A 19,398-nucleotide genomic window follows, 5' to 3' on the forward strand; every position below is an offset into this window, starting at 1 on the left:
AGAAAGACTCGGCGTGGCACATGTCAGCAGGCACGCTCGTGGAAACTGCGCGGCCCGGCGGACACGACCGCGGGCTCACCGAGATGGTCAAGAAGATACGAGCGCCATCCCGGCTCACTGCCCTCAGCGAACCTCTTCGAGGAGTGACAGGAAAGCCTCGGCCGGCTGGGGACGCGCGAACCAGAAGCCCTGCCCCAGCTCGCAGCCCATGGCGGTCAGGCTTGCCGCCTGCTCCGGCGCCTCGATCCCCTCGGCGACCACCCGGCAGCCGAGACCGTGAGCCATGGCGACGATCGACTCGACCAGCCGATGGCTCTCGACGTCCTCCAGCAGGTGGGTCAGGAAGCTGCGATCGATCTTGATGGTATTCACCGGCATCCGCCGCAGGTAGGCGAGCGACGAGTGGCCGGTGCCGAAATCGTCGATCGCGATGCCGACCCCCAGCGTCGCCAACTGGTGTAACTGCTGCGTGGCCGCCTCCAGATCGGTCATCACGGCAGACTCGGTCACCTCCATCTCCAACGCCGAAGGAGGGAGGTCGTGGCGCGCCAGGGCCTCCGTTACCTGAGTGGCGAAGCCTGTCTGGCAGAGCTGGGGGGCCGAGACGTTGACGGCGAGGCCGAAGGTGCGTTCCACCTTTCCCTCCCGACGCCAGCGGGCCAGCGTGGCGAGGGCGGTCTCCAGCACCCAGGCGCCCAGCGCCAGGATGTCCCCGCTCTCCTCGGCCATCGGGATGAACTCGGCCGGCGAGACCGCTCCGAGTATCGGATCCGTCCAGCGCAGCAGCACCTCGGCACCACAGACGCGTCCCGTGGCGAGCGCCACCTTGGGCTGATAGTGAAGCGCGGTATCGCCACGCTCGCAGGCCAGGGGCAGCGCCTGACGCAGCTGCATGCGCCGCTGTTCGGAGGCTTCAAGCGCCGGCGTGTAGGCCTGGATGGCTTCTCCCTGCTGCGCGTGGGGCACCGCCAGCGCCGCCATGTGAACCAGCCGCTCGGGTTCCAGCCCGCACCCCCCGGCGACGCCGATCCGGCCATCGACCCGCAGCCGCACGCCGCAGACCGCCAGGGGTCGCCAGAGCACCTCGCGCACGCGCTCCGCCAGGTGCCCGAGCTCGTCGATCGAGGCCCGGGGCTGGATCAGCAGCAGCTCATGGCTGCCCCAGACCCCGATCACGCCTTCTTTCGGCAGGGCCGCCTCCAGGCAATGGGCCAGCTCGTGCAGGAAGGCCTCGGTCACCCGATGCCCCTGATAGCGCATGATGGCGTCGATCCCCTCCAGCACGATGAACAGCACCCCCGCCTCGATACCGTCTCGCTGCCACTCGCCAAGCGATGCCGTGAGTGCGCGCCGATTGGGCAGGTTCGTCACCGGGTCGGTGCAGGAGAGCCGCTCCAGCGCCTCGGTGCGCTCGGCCACCAGCCGCTCCAGCACGCTGGCCTGCTCGCGACGCCACTGATAGCGGCTCTCGTCGCGCAGGGCGTTGTGAATGCGTGCCAGCACTTCCTCATGGTCGAACGGCTTGGTCAGGAAATCACGCACGCCCATGGCCAGCGCCCGCTGACGGGTCTCGTCGTCGACCTGAGCGGTCAACACGATGGTGGGCGGCACCTCCGCGCCGAAGGCCGCCTGAAGGGCCTCGAGCACCCCGTAACCATCCAGGTGGGGCATGCGGATATCCAGCAGCAGCAGGTCGGGCGACTGTGCCCGGCAGTGGGCGAGCACGTCGCGCGAATCGGTGAGGCCGGCGACGTCCTGGTAGCCGTGATCTTCCAGCAGGTCCTGAAGCAGCTCGACGTTAACCGCATGGTCATCCACGACCAGCAGGCGCTTGTGATAGAGGGCGGCATCAGAAGGCATCCGAGCTTCCTTCCAGTGAAGAGAGGTGACGGGCGAGGGTCGCCCAGAACGACGTCAGGTCGAGAGGCTTGGTCAGGTAATCATCGAATCCCTCCGCCAGGCCGCGCTTGATGTCGCTCGGCATGGCGTTGGCGGAGAGCGCGATCACGGGCAGCGGCCGGGGCAGCCGTCTTAGCCGCGCCAGGGCCGCCTGGCCGCTCATGCCGGTCAGGTTCAGATCCATCAGCACCAGGTCCGGCGGTCGCGCCTCGATCGGCGGCAGGGCGAGCTCGGCGCTGGGGTAGATGCTGAGCTCACAGGAGGGCCACTGCGCGAAGACATCCACCATCAGGCGCTGGTTGGCGGGATTGTCCTCGATATAGACGACGTGAGCCGACACCTCCTGCGGCGCGGCGGCATTCGTCGGCTCGCCGCCGCGGGAAGCCTCCGGCCGGTCGCCCTTGGCCAGCGCCAGGCGGCAGTGGAAGGCGCTGCCCAGCCCCGGCTCGCTCTCGACGTCTAACGTGGCGCCCATCGCGTCGAGCAGCTGGCGGGTGATGGCCAGGCCGATGCCGGTGCCCTCGATGCCCTGGTGTTCCGCCCCCAGGCGCTGGAAGGGCTGGAAGAGTCGCGCCAGGTCGTCGTGGCGGATCCCCTGGCCGTTGTCGCGCACGGTGAAGCGCACGCTCTCACCCTCGTGAGCGGCTTCCAGGCGCACCCAGCCGCCGGGGCGGTTGTACTTGATGGCATTGCTGAGCAGGTTGAGGAGCACCTGCTTGAGCCGCGTATAGTCCGCGTGGACCGCCGGCAGCGGCCCCGCGATCCGCGGCTCGATCGTCACCTCGTGGGCCAGGGCCGTCGCCTCCAGGGCGCCGGCCGCATCCTCGACCACGTCGCCGAGCGAGATCGCCTCCATGGAGAGGCTCAGCTGTCCGGCCTCGATCCGGGCCAGGTCCAGGATCTCGTTGATCAGCTCCAGCAGGTGCTGGCCACTGCGCGTGATCTGGGCGACCTGGCGCCGCTGGCGCTCCTCCAGCGGGTGGCGCTTGCCGCCGGCCAGCAGCTGGGCGAAGCCGAGGATCGCGTTCAGGGGCGTGCGCAGCTCGTGGCTCATCGACGAGAGAAACTCGCTCTTGGCGCGATTGGCCCGGTCGGCGCTGTCCCGCGCCTCGGAGAGGGCCTCGATATAGCCTTCGCGTTCGGCCATCTGGCGATAGAGGTTGATCAGCAGGGCGCAGGTCGCCGTGAAGGGCTCCAGCCACTCCAGCAGGGCCTGGTCGTAGGGGCGACGTCCGTTGGCGATGGCGAACATTCCGATCAGCCGCCGGCCATCGAAGATCGGCACCCCCAGGTAGTTGTGCAGCGGCGGGTGCCCGGGCGGAAAACCGCTGCGGTGCGGATGGCCATCCAGATCGTCGGTCATCACCACCTCGCCGTGGGCGAACACCCGGCCGAGCAGCGAAGAGGGATTGGAGAGGGTCATGTCGCCGCTGCGCAGCCGCTCCATCAAGAGCCGTGACTCCTCGTTCCAGGAGAGGTCGGTGATGGCGTGGATCTTCAGCGCCGGCACGCCCGCGTCCTCGATCACCTCGCCGATCAGCGCGTAGTCGCTGTCGGTCAGCTCGCGCAGCGCCTCCATCAGGAAGTCCCAGAGCCGGTGGCCCGACATCAGCGCCTGGTAGTCGGTGATCCCGCGATGCAACACGCGAATCAGGCTCGCCTGGCGCACCGCCTCGGTGGTGTCCCGGGCCACGCCCACCACGCCGCGAATGGCGCCGTCGTCGTCCCTCAGCGGCCCGAGCTGCAGATCGTGATGGCGCCCCATCAGGGGCGGCAGCGAGACCCGCCGGGGCGAGCCGCTGGCGATCACCTCGGCCTCCGCCGCATCGAGAAGCGACTGCACCTCGCGGGGCAACCGCGGCGCCTCGTCGTCGACCGGCGCGCCGGAAGTGCCCTCGAGCAGCGACAGGCAGGCGGTGTTGGCCGCCAGGTAGCGCCCGCGGCGGCTTCGGGCGTAGATAGGGTCGCGACTGCCGTCCAGCACGGCGCGCAGCAGCTGGCGCTCCTTGGCCAGGCGGTCGCTGGCCTCGGAGAGACGCCGGTTGAGGCTCACCAGCTCGCGCTGCTGGTCCTCCTGCACCCGTCGCAACCGGTGCTTGCGCAGCAACGCCTCCGCCTGCCGGGCCAGGCGCCCCAGCAGGCGTCGCTCGCGCTCGGAAAAGGTCCGCGGCCGGGTATCGATCAGGCAGAGCGTGCCCACGGCGTGCTCCCCGTCCGGCAACAGCGGATGCCCAGCGTAGAAACGGATGCCGGGCTCACCGGTCACCAGGGGATTGTCACGAAAGCGGGCATCCTCCAGGGCATCCGGCACCACCAGCGGCTTGGCCGCGGCGACCGCATGGCCGCAGAAGGAGACCTCCCGGGAGGTCTCGCACACTTCCAGCCCGACACAGGCCTTGAACCACTGCCGATCCTCGGCGACCAGCGAGACCAGCGCGATGGGCACCTCGAAGAGCTCCTGCGCCAGCTCGACCAGCTGGTCGAAGCCGGCATCGGGTGCGGAATCGAGCACCCCCAGTGCCGCCAGGGCGGCCAGGCGGGCGGAGTCATTTTCGGGCACGGGGGGCTGCATGGCGGGGCTCACGGTCGGGCATCATCGGCGTATCGTGATGCCGAACCTACCATGAATGCCCCCACGAACGCGGAAATGAATCCAAGCGTCATTTAACGAACGCCGCGCGGCGTCAACGCAGGGTCCGCCACGGGGGCGTCTCCAGGGAAGGCGTCCGGGTGGCAGCAGTGCCGTGCCCGATTCAGGCATCGCCGTGGCTGGGTGGCCGCCGCGACGCGGTGGATTCGGCCTCCTCGTCCGCGCCGGCGGCCAGGTCGGTCATGTCCCGCTCCTCGGACTTGGCCGTTTCCTCGGCCTTGGCCTCTTCCTCGGCGGCCGCGGCCTCTTCCTCCTCTTCCTGGATGTCCGCCGCGGGCTGGAGCGGCTCGCCCTCCTCGTCCTGCAGCTGGTAGTCGTAGGCCGCCTGGAGGCCGGCTTCCTCCTCGGCCTCCTCCTCTTCGGCCTGGGCGATGTAGCCCGGGTAGAACGGCGAGAGGATGGCGAAGAGGATGCCCAGCGCCGAGAACATGGCAAAGGCGCTGGCGTAGCCGAAGCTGTTCACCAGCGAGCCGACGACCGGCGAGCCGGTCGCCTGCCCCAGCGACACCGCCATGAAGGGCAGCACCGGGCCCACCGCCAGCCGGCCCGGCAGCAGGCGAATGCCGGTCATCAGGTAGAGCCCCGTCAGGCTCATGTAGGCCAGGCCGAAGACCAGCGCCGAAAAGGCCGCGAGCCCGGTCTGCCCGGGGCTGGCGGCGAGCAGCGCCAGGCTCGCGGAGAGCATCATCAGCATCAGCGAGTGGGTAATCGGCGGATTGTTGCGATCGGCCAGGTCGGCCACCACGGCCCCGCCCAGGCCGGCGATGCCCACCGCCAGCCACAGCCACCCGGTGGCGCCGGACGGCAGCCCGCCGAGGGTGACCACCAGGTCGGGCGCGAAGATCCAGTAGGCGGCGGAGACGAAGCCCATCACGAAGGCGAACAGCGAGAGCCGGATCAGGCGCGACCAGGGCAGCTCGGCGACCGGCGGCGGCGGCGCGGCGTTGGCCGGCGTGATCCGCGACACCGAAGGCAGGAAGAGCCAGGCGGCGACCAACCCCACGCCCGCCAGCACGGCGAAGGAGAGGTAGGTCAGCCGCCAGGCGCCGGTCAGGAACAGCACCGTGGGCACGGCCACGATCACGCCGATGCTGGTCCCGGCGTTCATCACCGAGCTGACCCGCCCGTGCAGCGAACGCTTCACCAGCGCCTGCATGGCGGCCGTGAGCGCCGGCATCATCAGGCCGGTGCAGATGCCGCAGGCGAACACCCCGGCCCCGAGCAGCAGCGCGCCGGGCGCCTGGCTGATCAGCGCCAGCCCGCCGACGCCGAACGCCCCGGAGAGCACCGCCGCGTTGCGCGCACCGAAGAGGTGGGTGATCAGCGGCGCGACCATCGTCGCCAGCAGGAAGCTGATCAGCGGCAGCGCGCCGATGATGCCGATCACCGAAGGCGTGAGGCCCAGCTCGTCGCGAATGGGCGGCACGAACAGGCCGAAGGCGAAGCGCGCAAGACCGTAGCTGATCGCGATCAGCGCCGCGCCGAGCAGTGCGAATTCCGTGCTGGTCGGTGCCCTCATGCGTTCCCCTCCCGGCGCGCGAGGCGACGGTCGATCCGTGCCAGGGTCGGGCATGGTCTCCTGCCCAGGCTGACCGTCCTCGTCCGCGCGATATGACTGTTGGCGTCGATCACCATGCCCCCTTGTCGTCCGGGTGCATTGGCTGGCGGCCGCGCGCGCAGTCCGCTGGGGCGATAGCGCCATCGCCGGCCCGGCTGCTGAGCGATTCCTGCCTCGTCCCACCCATCGATCAACGTAGAGCAGGGCGCGGGATGCCGATAGCCGCCCTGCCCCACGGTACCAAAGAGACCCGGGCGGTGACGCAACAGCTACACATCGAAACACCATCGTGTGAGGAAAGAGACGAAGGGGGGAAAGAGACGAATGGGAAAAAGAGGGGAAAAGAGCAGAAAGACGTCGCCCTCAGCGCGCCGGCGGGCGATGCATCGCGAGCCGCCCATATCTTGTCCATCAAGCGCTTCGGGTATAGCTTTTTTCGTGCCCCCTTCGCCGCCCAGGAGACGCTCATGCCGGCAAACACCTCGCCCCTGCCCGACCGCGTGACCCTCGAGGCCCTCGGCGACTGGTTAAAGGCCCGCCGGGGCGCGGACGACGAGCCGCACACAGTCGAGGCCCCCATCGTCGAGGTGCAATCCATCGACCAGGGCTACTACCTGGTGCGCCTGCACCATGCCCGGGGCGTCAGCCAGCTGGTCGACGACGACGGCCAGGCCCGTCGCTTCACCGGCACCCAGTGGGTGAGCCGGGCCCTGCTGCCGCTGGGGCTGACCCATGGCGTGCTGACCTGGGCCGAGGTCACCGACGAGATGATCGGCCTGCCCGCCACCCCGAGCGACCCGCAGAGCGTGCTGGCCCACGGCACCCGGGTGGCCTTCCAGACCCGCTAGCCCGGTCGCCCCGTGGCACCGCCCCGGCCCCAGCCCCCCCGCACGGCTCGCCGGATGCCGCCCCGGCCCCTATTCTCAGGCCAGCCCCTGCCAATCCGAGGCCGCATCACCATCACCAATAATTGGCATTTTGGATCGTCATTTATATTGATAACAACACACTATGCGACTCTGATACGCTACGTCGGTTTTCGCGCCCGCCCCCGACGGCGTGCGGGTGCGCCGCCGCCTGACACTTCCCGACCGTCCACGTCGCCTGGACGCGTCGACCACGGAGGTAACGCCTAACGGCAAGAGATCACGGCAAGATGACAGAAGCTCAGAATAAAGGAGACGTCGTTTGGAACTGATCCAGTATGCTCTGGACAACCTGGAGCTCTTGTTGACCCGAACGGTCGAGCACATCTCGCTGGTGGGCGTCGCCGTCGGCATCGCCACCCTGACCGGGGTCCCGATCGGCATCGCCATCACCAAGAACGAGCGTGCCGCCCAGGCCGTGCTCTATATCGCCTCGATCATCGTGACCATCCCGTCCATCGCGCTGTTCGGGATCATGATCCCGATCCTCTCGCTGATCGGCCAGGGCATCGGCTACCTGCCGGCGGTCATCGCGGTGCTGCTCTACTCGCAGCTGCCGATCATCCGCAACACCTACACCGCGATCAACAACGTCGACCCGGCCCTGCGCGAGGCCGCCCGCGGCATCGGCATGAGCGCCAACCAGCGCCTGCGCATGGTCGAGATCCCGCTGGCCGTGCCGGTGATCATGGCCGGGGTGCGCACCGCCGTGGTGCTCAACATCGGCGTGATGGCGATCGCCGCCTACATCGGCGCCGGGGGGCTCGGCACCTTCATCAGCCGCGGCATCTCCCAGTCCGACCCGCGCCAGCTGATCCTCGGTGCCGTGGCCGTCAGCGTGCTGGCGATCATCGTCGACTACACGCTGCTGGCCCTGCAGAAGCGCCTGACGCCCAAGGGCATGGAGCGCGCGGCCGCCACGGCCTGAGCCGTCGACCGCGCCACGCTCTGCCCGTCCGACCCGCCGACGACCCGACAAGACGGCCGCCCCGCTGGGGCCGCCCCGACAAGGACCGCCACATGATTCGACTCGATAACCTGACCAAGGTCTTCGACACGCCCAAGGGCGCCGTGACCGCCGCCGACCACATCAGCATGGAGGTGCCGAGCGGCGAGATCTGCATCCTCCTCGGCCCCTCCGGCTGCGGCAAGACCACCACCCTGAAGATGATCAACCGCATCATCCGCCCGACCTCCGGCACGGTGTTCATCAACGGCGAGGACACCACCCGCCTCGATACCCAGGAGCTGCGCCGCAACATCGGCTACGTGATCCAGCAGATCGGCCTGTTCCCCAACATGACCATCGAGGAGAACATCACCGTCGTGCCCAAGCTGCTCGGCTGGGACAAGGCGAAGTACAAGGAGCGCGCCCGGGAGATGATGCGCATGATCGCGCTGGAGCCGGACGCCTTCCTCAAGCGCTACCCGAGCGAACTCTCCGGCGGCCAGCAGCAGCGCATCGGCGTGGCCCGGGCGCTGGCCGCCGACCCGCCCGTGATGCTGATGGACGAGCCCTTCGGCGCCATCGACCCGATCAACCGCGCGGTGATCCAGGACGAGTTCCTGAAGATGCAGCAGGACCTCAAGAAGACCATCATGTTCGTCAGCCATGACATCGACGAGGCGATCAAGATGGGCGATCGCATCGCCATCTTCCGCGCCGGCAAGCTGGTGCAGTACTCCGAGCCCGACGCGCTGCTCGCCGCGCCGAAGAACGACTTTGTCGAGTCCTTCCTCGGCGAGGACCGCGCCCTGAAACGCCTCAACCTGGTCAAGGTGCGCGACCTGGCCAGCGACGAGATCGGCCTGGTGCGCCCCGACGACACCCTGGAGACGGCCCTCCAGCGCATCGGCGACTACGGCTACCAGAACAGCATCGTGATGGTGAACGACAAGCGCCAGCCGGTGGGCATCATCAACGCCGCCGTGGCGCGCACCACCAAGGGCCACTGCCGGGACCACTTCCAGAGCGTGCCGGTGGTGGTGAGCCTCGACGACGACCTGCGCAAGGTCGCCTCGCTGATGTTCTCCAACGACATGACCTGGGTGCCCTGCGTCGACGACGACGGCCGCATCGTCGGCCAGATCACCCAGCGGGCGATCACCCACCACCTGGGCTCGCGCTACCGAGCCCACTCCGGGGCCGCCGCGGCCGGCGAGGCATCACCGTCATCATCGGCCACCGAGGAGTAAGCCCATGCCGACGCTGAACCTCTCAGGCGCCCTGCGCCTGCTGGTGCTCGTCGCGGTCTTCCTGGCCGGGATCTGGAGCCAATCCAGCGGCGTGATCGACGACTTCCTCTTCTACCTGCCGGATATCCAGTTCCTGGCGGTGCAGCACCTGTGGCTGACCGCCGTCTCCGGGAGCCTGGCGATCCTCGTCGCCATCCCGCTCGGCACCCTGCTCTCGCGCCCCAGCATGGCCCGGGTCGCCGAATCCGCGATGCAGGTGCTCAACGTGGGCACCACCATCCCGACCCTGGCGGTGCTGGCGCTGTCGATGAGCTTTCTCGGCATCGGCACCGTGCCGGCCGTGTTCGGGCTCTTCGTGGCGACGCTGCTGCCGATCACCCGCAACACCTACACTGGCCTCAAGGGCGTCTCGCCGGCGCTGATGGAGGCCGCGGCGGGCATCGGCATGTCGCCGGCCCAGCGCCTGCTGAAGGTCGAGCTGCCCAACGCCCTCTACGTGATCTTCGCGGGCATCCGCACGGCGCTGGCCATCAACATCGGCACCGTGCCGCTGGCCTTTCTGATCGGCGCCGGGGGGCTGGGCGAGCTGATCTTCACCGGCATCGACCTCTACGACCCGGTGATGATGCTCTCCGGCGCCATCCCCACGGCCCTGCTGGCGGTGGTGGTCGACATGCTGGTCGCCATCACCGCCTTCCTGGTGGTGCCGCGGGGCGTGAACCCCAGCCGGGCCTGACCCGCCCGGCGCGGCGGTACGGCCGCCGCCTCGACATCACAAGCATCATCCGACCGGCTCGACGAGACCGGCACACAACGACCCGGCAATCACAACAAGGAGCGACTCCATGAAGACACTGATGACCCTGCTCACCGGCGCAGCCCTGGCCGGCAGCCTGACCACCGCCCAGGCCAACGAGATCGTGGTGGGTGGCAAGAACTTCACCGAACAGCAGATCCTGGCCAGCATGACCAGCCAGTACCTCGATGCCCTGGGCTACGACGTCGAGAAGCGCTCCGGCATGGGCTCCGCGGTGCTGCGCCAGGCCCAGGAGAACGGCCAGATCGATCTCTACTGGGAGTACACCGGCACCTCGCTGATCAACTACAACGACGTCACCGAGCGCCTGTCGCCGGACGAGACCTACTCGCGGGTCAAGGAGCTCGACGCCGAGAAGGGCCTGGTGTGGCTCGAGCCCTCCGAGGCCAACAACACCTACGCCCTGGCCATGCGCGAGGCCGACGCCGAGGAGCGCGGCATCGAGAGCCTCTCCGACCTCTCCCAGGCGGTAAACGACGGCGAGGCGCTGACCTTCGCCCTGAACGCCGAGTTCTACGCCCGCGAGGACGGCTGGCGCCCGCTGCAGCAGGCCTACGACTTTCGCGTCGGCCGCGGCGACGTCAAGCGCATGGACTCCGGGCTGGTCTATCAGGCCCTGCGCGACGGCCAGGTCGAGGTCGGCCTGGTGTTCGCCACCGACGGCCGCATCCCGGCCTTCGACTTCCGGGTGCTCGAGGACGACCAGGCCTACTTCCCGGCCTACGCCCTGACCCCGGTGGTCCGCGAGGAGACCCTCGAGGCCAACCCCGAGCTGGCCGAGCAGATGAACGCCCTCTCGGGCCTGCTCACCGACGCGACCATGTCCCGCCTCAACGCCCGGGTCGACGTCGAGAAGGTGACCATCGAGCGCGTCGCCGAGACCTTCCTCGAGGAGCACGACCTGCTCTGAGCGGCGCCTGGCGGGGCTCGCCCCGCTTGAGCGATCGCTTCTCGAAGGCCGCCTGCGGGCGGCCTTATTCTTGCTACCCATGATCACGCGAGACCGCTGCCATGCATGAGCCGACCCCGCACGACCCAAGCCCCCTCGACTGGATGCACGGCGTCGATCTCTCGACCCTCGATGAGGCCCACCTCCACCAGGCCAAGCGCTGCCTGCTCGACCTGCTGGGGGTCGCCGCCGGCGCCACCCGAACGGCGCTTGCCGACAAGGCCGCCCGCTTCGCGATCACCCAGCACGGCGGCGACCGCCCGCTTCTCTTCGCGTCCGGTCACGCCTCGCCCAGCGGGGTCGCCCTGCACGGCGCCTGGCTGATCGATGCCCTGGACGCCCACGACGGCCAGGTACTGACCAAGGGCCATGCGGGCGTGGCCCTGCTGCCCGGCCTGCTGGCCCTGCCGGAGGTCGACACGCTGTCGGGACGCGACTTCCTGGCCCTGCTCGTCGTCGGCTACGAGATCGCCACCCGTGCCGGCATCGCCCTGCATGCCACGAGCCCGGACTACCACACCTCCGGCGCCTGGAACGCGCTGGGCGTGGCCGCGGTGGCCGCCCGCCTGCGCGGTGTCGATATCGCGACCCTGCATCATGCACTCGGCATCGCCGAGTTCTATGGGCCCCGCAGCCAGATGATGCGCTGCATCGATCATCCGACGATGCTCAAGGACGGCTCCGGCTGGGGCGCCATGACCGGCCTCTCGGCGGCCCTGCTCGCCGAGGACGGCTTCACCGGTGCCCCGGCGCTGACCGTGACCTCGCCACAATCCGCGGCCATCTGGCACGACCTGGGGGAGCGCTGGTACGTCCATGAGCAGTACTTCAAGGCCTACCCGGTATGCCGCTGGGCCCAGCCGGCGGTGGAGGCCGTGCTCGCCCTGGCCGAGGAGATTCGCGACCCGGCGCACATCTCCCGCATCGAGATCGTCACCTTCCATGAGGGCAAGCGCCTGCATGTCAGGTATCCCGAGACCACCGAACAGGCCCAGTACAGCCTGCCCTGGTCGGTGGCCTGTGCGCTGGGTCGCGGCACGGTGGATGTCGCCGGCGTCTGCGATGAGCTCGACGCCCCGGACCTCAAGGCGCTGGCCGGCAAGGTGGAGATCCAGGAGGACGACGCCTTCAACGCCCGCTTTCCCGCCGAGCGCTGGGCGCGTGCCCGCCTGCATCTCGACAGCGGCGAGGTCCTCGAGAGCCCGGCCCTCGAGGCCCGAGGCAACCCGGACGCCCCGCTCACCGATGCCGAGGTGCTGGCCAAGTACCGGGCCCTGGCCGAGCCCGTGCTGGGTGAACGCGCGGCCAGGCTGCGCGACGTGGTGTTGAGCCTGGAGGCACGCCCGGCAAGCGATCTGCTGGCCCTCTTGGGCGCACCTTGAAGCGCCGACGAACGGGTGCGATGATCCGCGCCGTTCTCCCTTACCGCCTGCCAACCGCGAGACTCGATCATGCACTTCCAGGACCACCTGCGCGTCGGCGCCGCCCAGATCAACGCCACCCTGGGCGACGTCGATGCCAACCTCGAGCGTCACCGCGAGATGATCGCCCAGGCCCGCCGGGCGGGGCTGGAACTGCTGGTGTTCCCGGAGCTCTCGCTGACCGGCTACAGCCTCGGCAACCAGGTGATCGAACTGGCCTGTCCCGCCAACGACCCGCGACTGACCGAGCTCGCCCGGGAGGCCGGCGAGATGCAGACGGTGGTCGGCTTCGTCGAGGAGGCGAGCCCCGGCGAGTACTACAACGCCCTGGCGATCCTCCAGCACGGCGAGCTCCAGGCCGTGCACCGCAAGCTCAACCTGCCCACCTACGGCGGCCTCGAGGAGGGCAAGCTCTTCACCCACGGCAGCGAGCTGACCCAGGGCACGGTGCAACCGGGCTGGTCGGCGACCTCGCTGATCTGCGCCGACCTCTGGAACCCCGGGCTCGTGCACGCCGCCCTGCTGGCGCGCCCCACGGTGCTCTGCGCGCCGATCAACTCGGCCTCCGGTATCGTCAGCGAGGACTTCTCCAACGAGCAGAACTGGGCGGTCAACCTGCACTTCTACGCCATGACCTACGGCACGCCGGTGATCATGGCCAACCGCTTCGGCCCCGAGGGCGAGAGCCACTTCTGGGGCGGCTCGCGCATCCTCGGCCCGCGCGGCGAGATCCTCGCCCAGGCCGAGGATCGGGAGATGCTGATCGAGGCGACGCTCTCGCGCACCGCCATCGCTCGGGCGCGCTTCGAGCTGCCCACCCACCGCGACGCCGACACCCCGCTGGTGCGCGACCTGATGGCCGGCTATCGCTGAACCACGGCGCCCTCCCCCCGGGAGGGCCTCGGCTCTCGGGAATGCCGCCAGCACCGCCTGGGAGAGCGACCGCGACGTGGCGAATCCGGGGCACGCCGGCATCGAAGGCTACTTTGGCAGCAATAACTCGCTGTTAGCCGACGTTAGGTGGAAGATCTCTGCCTGAATAACGATATTTCTAGTGATCCTTGCCATTTTTGTGCATTCATGAAGAATGACGCCCCGCATTCATAGCGCATACGGGTAATCACAACACCATGAACCTCACCCTCCCCTCGTTCTTCACGGACTTCGTGGCCGCCGGTAACGGCCTGGTCTGGGGCAGCCTGCTGATCTACCTGCTGATCGGCGCCGGCCTCTACTTCACCGTCATGACCCGCGGCATCCAGTTCCGCTACTTCGGTCACATGTTCAAGCTGCTGCGCCACTCCCGGGAGGCCGATGGCGGAATCTCCTCCTTCCAGGCGCTCTCGACCAGCCTCGCGGCCCGGGTCGGCACCGGCAACCTGGCCGGCGTGGCCGTGGCCATCTACTTCGGCGGCCCCGGCGCCATCTTCTGGATGTGGATGACCGCACTGGTCGGCATGGCCACCAGCTTCATCGAGTCGACCCTAGCCCAGGCCTACAAGGTCGACCACGGCGACCGCACCTACCGCGGCGGCCCGGCGCGCTACATCGAGCGCGGCCTCGGCACGCGCTGGCTGGCGGTGGCCTTCTCGGTCTGCCTGATCATCGCCTTCGGCCTCGCCTTCAACAGCGTGCAGGCCAACTCCATCGCCCAGGCCATGCAGGAGGCCTTCGCGCTGCCCACGTGGAGCGTCGGTCTGGCGCTGGTCGTGGTGGTGGCGCCGATCATCTTCGGCGGCCTCAAGTCCATCGCCCGGGTCGCCGAGCTCGTGGTGCCGCTGATGGCAGTGCTCTACCTGCTGCTGGCCGTGGTGGTAGTGATCCTCAACGCCGCCGAACTACCGGCGGCGTTCATGACCATCATCAGGAGCGCCTTCGGCCTCGAGCAGGCGGCCGGCGGCGCCATGGGCTACGCCGTGGCCCAGGCGATCATGAACGGCATCAAGCGCGGGCTGTTCTCCAACGAGGCGGGCATGGGCTCGGCGCCCAACGCGGCGGCCACCGCCTCCACGCACCCGAACCACCCGGCCGCCCAGGGCTTCGTGCAGATGCTCGGCGTCTTCCTCGACACCCTGGTGATCTGCACCGCCACCGCCGCCATCATCATCATGGCGGGCCCGGAGCTGCTGGCGAGCGACGAGGCCAACGGCATCCAGCTCACCCAGATCGCCCTCTCCCAGCAGGTCGGTGACTGGGGCGGCCAGTTCATCGCCATCGCCATCCTGCTGTTCGCCTTCACCTCGGTGATCGCCAACTACTCCTACGGCGAGTCCAACATCGAGTACCTGGCCGGGCCCAAGCGTGCGGCGCTGGCGATCCTGATCTACCGTCTGGCGGTGCTCGCCATGGTGATGATCGGCGCGGTCGCGAGCCTCACGCCGATCTGGAGCTTCGCCGATCTCTCCATGGGCCTGATGGCGCTGATCAACCTGGTGGCCATTCTGCTGCTCTCGCCGATCGCCTTCGCGCTGTTCCGCGACTACGAGCGCCAGCTCAAGGCCGGCCAGGAGCCGAGCTTCGACCCCGACCAGTTCCCCAAGCTGGCCGACAAGGTCGACCGCAAGGCCTGGCCGGGTAGCGGCAAGCGCGGCTGATCGCGCCACCGCTCCGGAAGCGAAAAACGCCCCCGGAAACGAAAAACGCCACGGCCAAGCCGTGGCGTTTTCGTTGGGGCGACGGGCGCGTCGCCGGGCGTGGCGATCAGTCGCGGCGATAGCTGCCCACCAGGCGATTCATGCCGAGCAGGTGCGGCTCGAGCTTCTCCAGCAGCTCCGTCAGGCTCAGCCCTTCGGGCAGCTCGGTGACCGTATCCAGCGCCAGCACCCAGAAATAGTAGAGGTGCGCGCCGTGGCCCTCCGGCGGCATGGGGCCGCTGTAGCCCAGGCCGCCGGTGTCGTTGACACCGGCGGTGCCCAGCGTGGTGGCCTCGTCGAGGGCGGTGACCTCGGCCGGCAGGTTGTAGAGCAGCCAGTGCACGAAGCCGTAGCTGCCGTGTTGCACCAGCGGGGCGTCCGGGTCGTGGCAGATCACCGCGAAGCCCTTGGTGCCCTCGGGGGCGTCGCGCCAGGCGAGCGCCGGCGAGATGTTCTCCCCCTCCCCGGTGTGGCGGGTGGGAATCGCCTCGTGGTGGGCGAAGGCCGTGCTGGTGAGCTGCATGCTCGAGGGTGCAAAGGCCATGGGCAACCTCCTCTGTCGACGGGTCGGGTGAACGGTCGAGCGCCATGGTGCGAACCAGAGCGCTCTCTCCTGTGCATGATGGCCAAGGGCGACGGATTCAACCCGCACGGCCGATCTCCCGTCACCCAGGCGCTCACACTCCCCGGACGCTCTCGGCCCCGCGCCTTCGCGCCGCACCCGGCCAGGGCAGATCAGGGCGTGAACTCGCCCAGCATCCGCAAGGTATCGACCCTCAGCCGATCCTCCTCCATGGCTTGTCGGGCCTCGTCGGAGGCCATGAAGGCCTGGAAGCGCTCCATGTCCGGCACCTCGAGGATCAGCCCTACCGAGTTCGGGTGCTCTGGGTTCTTGAAGGTGCGGGCGGAGACCCCGATCCGGGCGAACATCTCATGCCGGCTGCCCGGCCCCTGCTGCCAGGCCCTGGCCCAGTGCTCGCCATCCTCGACCTCGTGAAACACGATCAGCGTAGTCATCGCCTGTCGCTCCTCTGACGCGTATGCCGCGAACGCCACGTCCCGACAGCGACACTGCGCTAGCCGAGCGGTCCGGCCGAAACCGGCACGCCTTAGGTGGTAACGAGGCGCCGCCGTCGCCGTGGCTAGCCCAAGGATAGGCCGCCCACCCCGCCATCGCCTTGGTATCGAAGCGACGAGCGGCATGGAAAACGTCATCGAAAAGCACCAGGGCGGCCGGCGGCCTCCCGGGCACATCCGTCAGGCGAGACGCCATTCCTCGAGGAGCGCAGCGAGACGCCGGCGCCCCTCGCCGCCCAGCGACTTGAGCGGCAGCGGCAGGCACGGCGCCTCGACGAGCCCCAGGAGCTCCGCGGCAGCCGCCATCACCCGCAGGCTGCCGCCCTGCTCGGCGAACAGCGTCCACAGCGGCTGCAGCCGGGCCGACAGCCGCGCCGCCTCCTCGGCGCGTCCCGCCTGGGCCGCTCGAGTGATCTCAAGCGCCGTGGCGGGAAAGAGCCCGCCGATCACCGAGTACCAGGCCTCACAACCGGCATTGAGGCCGGTGGCGCCGAAGGCATCGCCGCTGACACCGAGCGTCACGTGCTCGGGCAACCGCGCGCGCAGACGCTCGACTCTTTCTCGCGCCGCCTCGGGCTCGGCCGGCACGCCGGGAATCTTGATCGAGGCGACGTTGGGGAGCCTGGCGATCTCGCCATGCAGCGCGTCGCTGAACGCAAAGCGCGTGGTGCCGGGGTTGTCGTAGACGCAGAGCGGCAACGAGAGCGCCTGGGTGACCGTCTCGTAGAGCCCGAACACCTCGTCATCCATCAGTTTCTGGTAGGACACCGGCGCCAGCAGCACCCCGCGCGCACCGGCGGCCTGGGCATCGTCGGCCAGCGCCAGCACCTCGCAGGTGCGCAGTGCGCCGATTCCCGCCATCACCGGCACCTCGCCGGCGTGTTCCACCGCGAGCCGAGCCACCCGCGCCCGCTCGGCCCGGGTCAGGTAGGCGTAGTTGCCGGTGGAACCCAGCACGCCGATGGCATCGACCCGGGCGGCGACCAGCCGCTCGATCAGGCGCACGAAGGCCGCCTCGTCCAGGCCTTGCTCGTTCATCGGGGTCAGGGGAAAGGCGCTCAGGCCGGTAAACATGCGGATGGCTCCCGTGGTGGTGCAATCAAGGACTCGGCGCGAGCGAGCCGGTGCCGGGCCGCCCGCCTAGCCCGGTTTTTCCAAGTCGTCAGTAGGTCACGCGAATGTCGTGGTAGCGCACGAAGGAATCCGCATAGAGACTCGCCGCCACCGTGCCGAACGAGAGCGCGAAGGCCACGACGAAGCAGTCGGCCGTCGCGTGGGACACGCCCGCCATATGGCGCATCAGGAAGGAGAACGCGACCACCAGCACGAACATCGCGATGGCGGTTTTGTTCACCAGGAAATGCATGGGGATCTCAAAGGCCCAGACCTCCTCCCGGGCCTTGAAGCCCGAGAGGCCGACGCGGGCGTAGAGCAACGCCAGCAGCACGCCGACGATCAGCAAGGCCACGACATAGAGTAACGGCTTGCCACCGGTCCAAAGCGAATACCAAAGAAAGACGGCATAGCCGGCGCCCGCCAGCCACGCCGCCAGCAGGGGAAGCATTATCAGGCCCATGGGGGCTCCGTTGATGTTTTAACGCCGCGCTCACCGGTAAATTGCAAGCGCAGCGAGTAATTTATCCGCGTGCAGCGCATTGTTAGCTGCTTTGTGGCAATAAGAAAGAGCTTTCACTAAGAAATTCATCCACTTCTTCGGAAATGCGCTCGCATCTCTTTAACTTCTCGTCGATATCCTTATCAAGATTTTCCAATATGAATTTGGTTTCCTGAGCCTTAATAATGCCAAGAATATCCATTTTGTCTATTAAATAAGCGACCAAAGACATTGCGATAGCGGTTAGTGACCCAACAATTACCGCTGTTACAACAGGGGCAAATGGCACGAGAAATGGCACGCCTAGAACAAGCTTTTCAATGACTTCTTCGAGTGCTACGCCAGCAATAACAACACCACCAGCTGCAATTAGCTTCATAGCCTCGTGCATTGTCTCGGCAAAACTCATGTCAGCAGGAGGAAAAAGGACGAGTTTCAAAGCTTTTAACAAGGAAAGCACACCTTCCCTGATCATTCTAACAAATCGCTTAGCGGTAGTTACAAACATATTTACTAGTGTTGTAATTATGTTTGATATAAAACCTGATATAAATCCAGAAGAGAAATCTTCTACTACTCCTTTCCATTTATCAGTAATGTTTCGGCCAATGCGAATCAAGCGAACCTTGATATCCTTATATAAACCCTCGCCTTCAAGGCCATTATTGTATACGCCTTTTATTTCAACAATTGCACTTGAAAAAAACTCAACTAAAAGATACCCAAATGCTTGTTGTGCGCCCATTCTAGCGCCTTCGCTTACGCCTGTGGTCGCTGAATTTTTCAGATAGTATTTTGCTTTATCTGTATCAGATGGCAAATGTCTTGCCGAAGTTTCTTTGCCTTGCTGGACCTTATCATTTAGTTTTTGCTCATTTATATCAAATCGATCTTTATTTTCAACTCCAGATTCGCCCTTCTTTGACATCCACTCTTTTTTATCAAAATCCCTCATTGATTGATTTATTGAGCGGTCTGTTAGCGCAAGATTATCTTCATCCGTCGCAAAGTCAGCTTTTTGTGCTGACGACTGCATGAAACCGCCATTTTTATGGTGTTGAGATAACGACTCTATATGATCTGGGCTTGTAGTATCTGCTTTTGTCATTTTCCCAGTATAAGCATCTTGCACCATATAATTCTCATCCATTTGAGAACGAGTATAGATAGCACCTGAGCTGTTTTTTCCTGCATTGGCAAACTGCTTTCCTTCACTATTCTTGCTATGTGTATAGTCCTCTCTTCTATAGCGGTCTTCGTCTTTAGCATAAACGCCATTATTTGCGTTGTTTATTGTTGTTACATTTCCGCCCGATTTGTCATAAGCACTTATTATTTTCCCAAGCCCAAATGGACCAGCAATCGATGATATGACGCCGCGCTTCGTTTCATTTATAAGCTGCTCCAATCGATCTTTGTGAAATGAAGCCCTAAGTTCGGAAAGCAAAGCTTCGACCTCAGCGGAATTTGCCTCCAAAGAAACGTTAAAATCAGTTGAATAGTCAAGGATTTTCAGTCTATTGCTATCCACATCCTGACTAAGAAGCTTATCGACCTGCTCTTGATCAGTAACGCCACGAACAAACGGCAGAGACTGATTCTTCTTTAGTATTTCTTTCCTTTTTTTGAAACGATCAATTCTGCCGCTCATTATTTA

At 66.4% G+C, this 19,398-nt stretch carries 16 protein-coding genes; 8 read left to right on the plus strand and 8 right to left on the minus strand.

All coding sequences use genetic code 11. The features are described 5' to 3' along the window. Nucleotides 1-123: 123 nt before the first annotated feature. The 3 genes from FIU83_RS09090 to FIU83_RS09100 all read right to left on the minus strand — a co-directional run bounded on the left by FIU83_RS09090 (nt 124) and on the right by FIU83_RS09100 (nt 6,068). Complete coding sequence (locus FIU83_RS09090; protein WP_152483757.1) at nt 124-1,860, minus strand: bifunctional diguanylate cyclase/phosphodiesterase; 1,737 nt, start codon at nt 1,858-1,860, stop codon at nt 124-126. Then, entirely contained in the window at nt 1,850-4,471 is a 2,622-nt protein-coding gene (locus FIU83_RS09095; protein WP_152483758.1) for a GAF domain-containing protein, read from the minus strand. The genes FIU83_RS09090 and FIU83_RS09095 overlap by 11 nt, the downstream gene beginning before the upstream one ends. Nucleotides 4,472-4,652: 181 nt before the next feature. Continuing rightward, nucleotides 4,653-6,068 (minus strand): nitrate/nitrite transporter, encoded by a 1,416-nt coding sequence (locus FIU83_RS09100; RefSeq protein ID WP_152483759.1) that lies wholly within the window; start codon nt 6,066-6,068, stop codon nt 4,653-4,655. Nucleotides 6,069-6,574: 506 nt separating this feature from the next. Here FIU83_RS09100 and FIU83_RS09105 point away from each other — a divergent pair. The 8 genes from FIU83_RS09105 to FIU83_RS09140 all read left to right on the plus strand — a co-directional run bounded on the left by FIU83_RS09105 (nt 6,575) and on the right by FIU83_RS09140 (nt 15,010). Continuing rightward, nucleotides 6,575-6,955 carry a DUF6482 family protein gene (locus FIU83_RS09105; RefSeq protein WP_152483760.1) on the plus strand — a complete coding sequence of 127 codons (381 nt, stop codon included), beginning with the start codon at nt 6,575-6,577 and terminating at the stop codon, nt 6,953-6,955. A gap of 340 nt (nt 6,956-7,295) precedes the next feature. Beyond that, nucleotides 7,296-7,961 (plus strand): ABC transporter permease, encoded by a 666-nt coding sequence (locus FIU83_RS09110; protein ID WP_152483761.1) that lies wholly within the window; start codon nt 7,296-7,298, stop codon nt 7,959-7,961. A gap of 92 nt (nt 7,962-8,053) precedes the next feature. After that, nucleotides 8,054-9,229: an ABC transporter ATP-binding protein gene (locus FIU83_RS09115; protein WP_152483762.1), complete on the plus strand. Its 1,176-nt coding sequence runs from the start codon at nt 8,054-8,056 to the stop codon at nt 9,227-9,229. Between the two features lie 4 nt (nt 9,230-9,233). Then, on the plus strand, nt 9,234-9,965 hold the full coding sequence (locus FIU83_RS09120; RefSeq protein ID WP_152483763.1) for an ABC transporter permease: 732 nt from the start codon (nt 9,234-9,236) through the stop codon (nt 9,963-9,965). A 109-nt stretch (nt 9,966-10,074) separates the two neighbouring features. After that, the gene (locus FIU83_RS09125; protein WP_152483764.1) at nt 10,075-10,956 is read left to right on the plus strand and encodes a glycine betaine ABC transporter substrate-binding protein; all 882 of its coding nucleotides are present in this window, start codon (nt 10,075-10,077) and stop codon (nt 10,954-10,956) included. 101 nt (nt 10,957-11,057) lie between these two features. Next, complete coding sequence (locus tag FIU83_RS09130) at nt 11,058-12,377, plus strand: MmgE/PrpD family protein (protein WP_152483765.1); 1,320 nt, start codon at nt 11,058-11,060, stop codon at nt 12,375-12,377. Nucleotides 12,378-12,446: 69 nt separating this feature from the next. Next, nucleotides 12,447-13,289 carry a nitrilase-related carbon-nitrogen hydrolase gene (locus tag FIU83_RS09135; RefSeq protein ID WP_152483766.1) on the plus strand — a complete coding sequence of 281 codons (843 nt, stop codon included), beginning with the start codon at nt 12,447-12,449 and terminating at the stop codon, nt 13,287-13,289. A 257-nt stretch (nt 13,290-13,546) separates the two neighbouring features. Beyond that, complete coding sequence (locus FIU83_RS09140; RefSeq protein WP_152483767.1) at nt 13,547-15,010, plus strand: sodium:alanine symporter family protein; 1,464 nt, start codon at nt 13,547-13,549, stop codon at nt 15,008-15,010. 106 nt (nt 15,011-15,116) lie between these two features. Here the strand turns inward: FIU83_RS09140 and FIU83_RS09145 are convergent, their stop codons facing one another. The 5 genes from FIU83_RS09145 to FIU83_RS09165 all read right to left on the minus strand — a co-directional run bounded on the left by FIU83_RS09145 (nt 15,117) and on the right by FIU83_RS09165 (nt 19,392). Then, a complete protein-coding gene (locus tag FIU83_RS09145) occupies nt 15,117-15,593 on the minus strand; it encodes a YbhB/YbcL family Raf kinase inhibitor-like protein (protein WP_152483768.1) in 477 nt (158 codons plus the stop codon). A gap of 191 nt (nt 15,594-15,784) precedes the next feature. Further along, a complete protein-coding gene (locus tag FIU83_RS09150; protein WP_152483769.1) occupies nt 15,785-16,066 on the minus strand; it encodes a hypothetical protein in 282 nt (93 codons plus the stop codon). Nucleotides 16,067-16,306: 240 nt separating this feature from the next. After that, the gene (locus FIU83_RS09155; RefSeq protein WP_152483770.1) at nt 16,307-17,200 is read right to left on the minus strand and encodes a dihydrodipicolinate synthase family protein; all 894 of its coding nucleotides are present in this window, start codon (nt 17,198-17,200) and stop codon (nt 16,307-16,309) included. Between the two features lie 88 nt (nt 17,201-17,288). Then, nucleotides 17,289-17,702, minus strand: a complete 414-nt coding sequence (locus tag FIU83_RS09160; RefSeq protein WP_152483771.1) for a hypothetical protein — start codon at nt 17,700-17,702, stop codon at nt 17,289-17,291. 82 nt (nt 17,703-17,784) lie between these two features. Then, entirely contained in the window at nt 17,785-19,392 is a 1,608-nt protein-coding gene (locus FIU83_RS09165; protein WP_152483772.1) for a hypothetical protein, read from the minus strand. Nucleotides 19,393-19,398: the final 6 nt, after the last annotated feature.

Source organism: Halomonas sp. THAF5a (assembly GCF_009363755.1).
Classification (GTDB): domain Bacteria; phylum Pseudomonadota; class Gammaproteobacteria; order Pseudomonadales; family Halomonadaceae; genus Halomonas.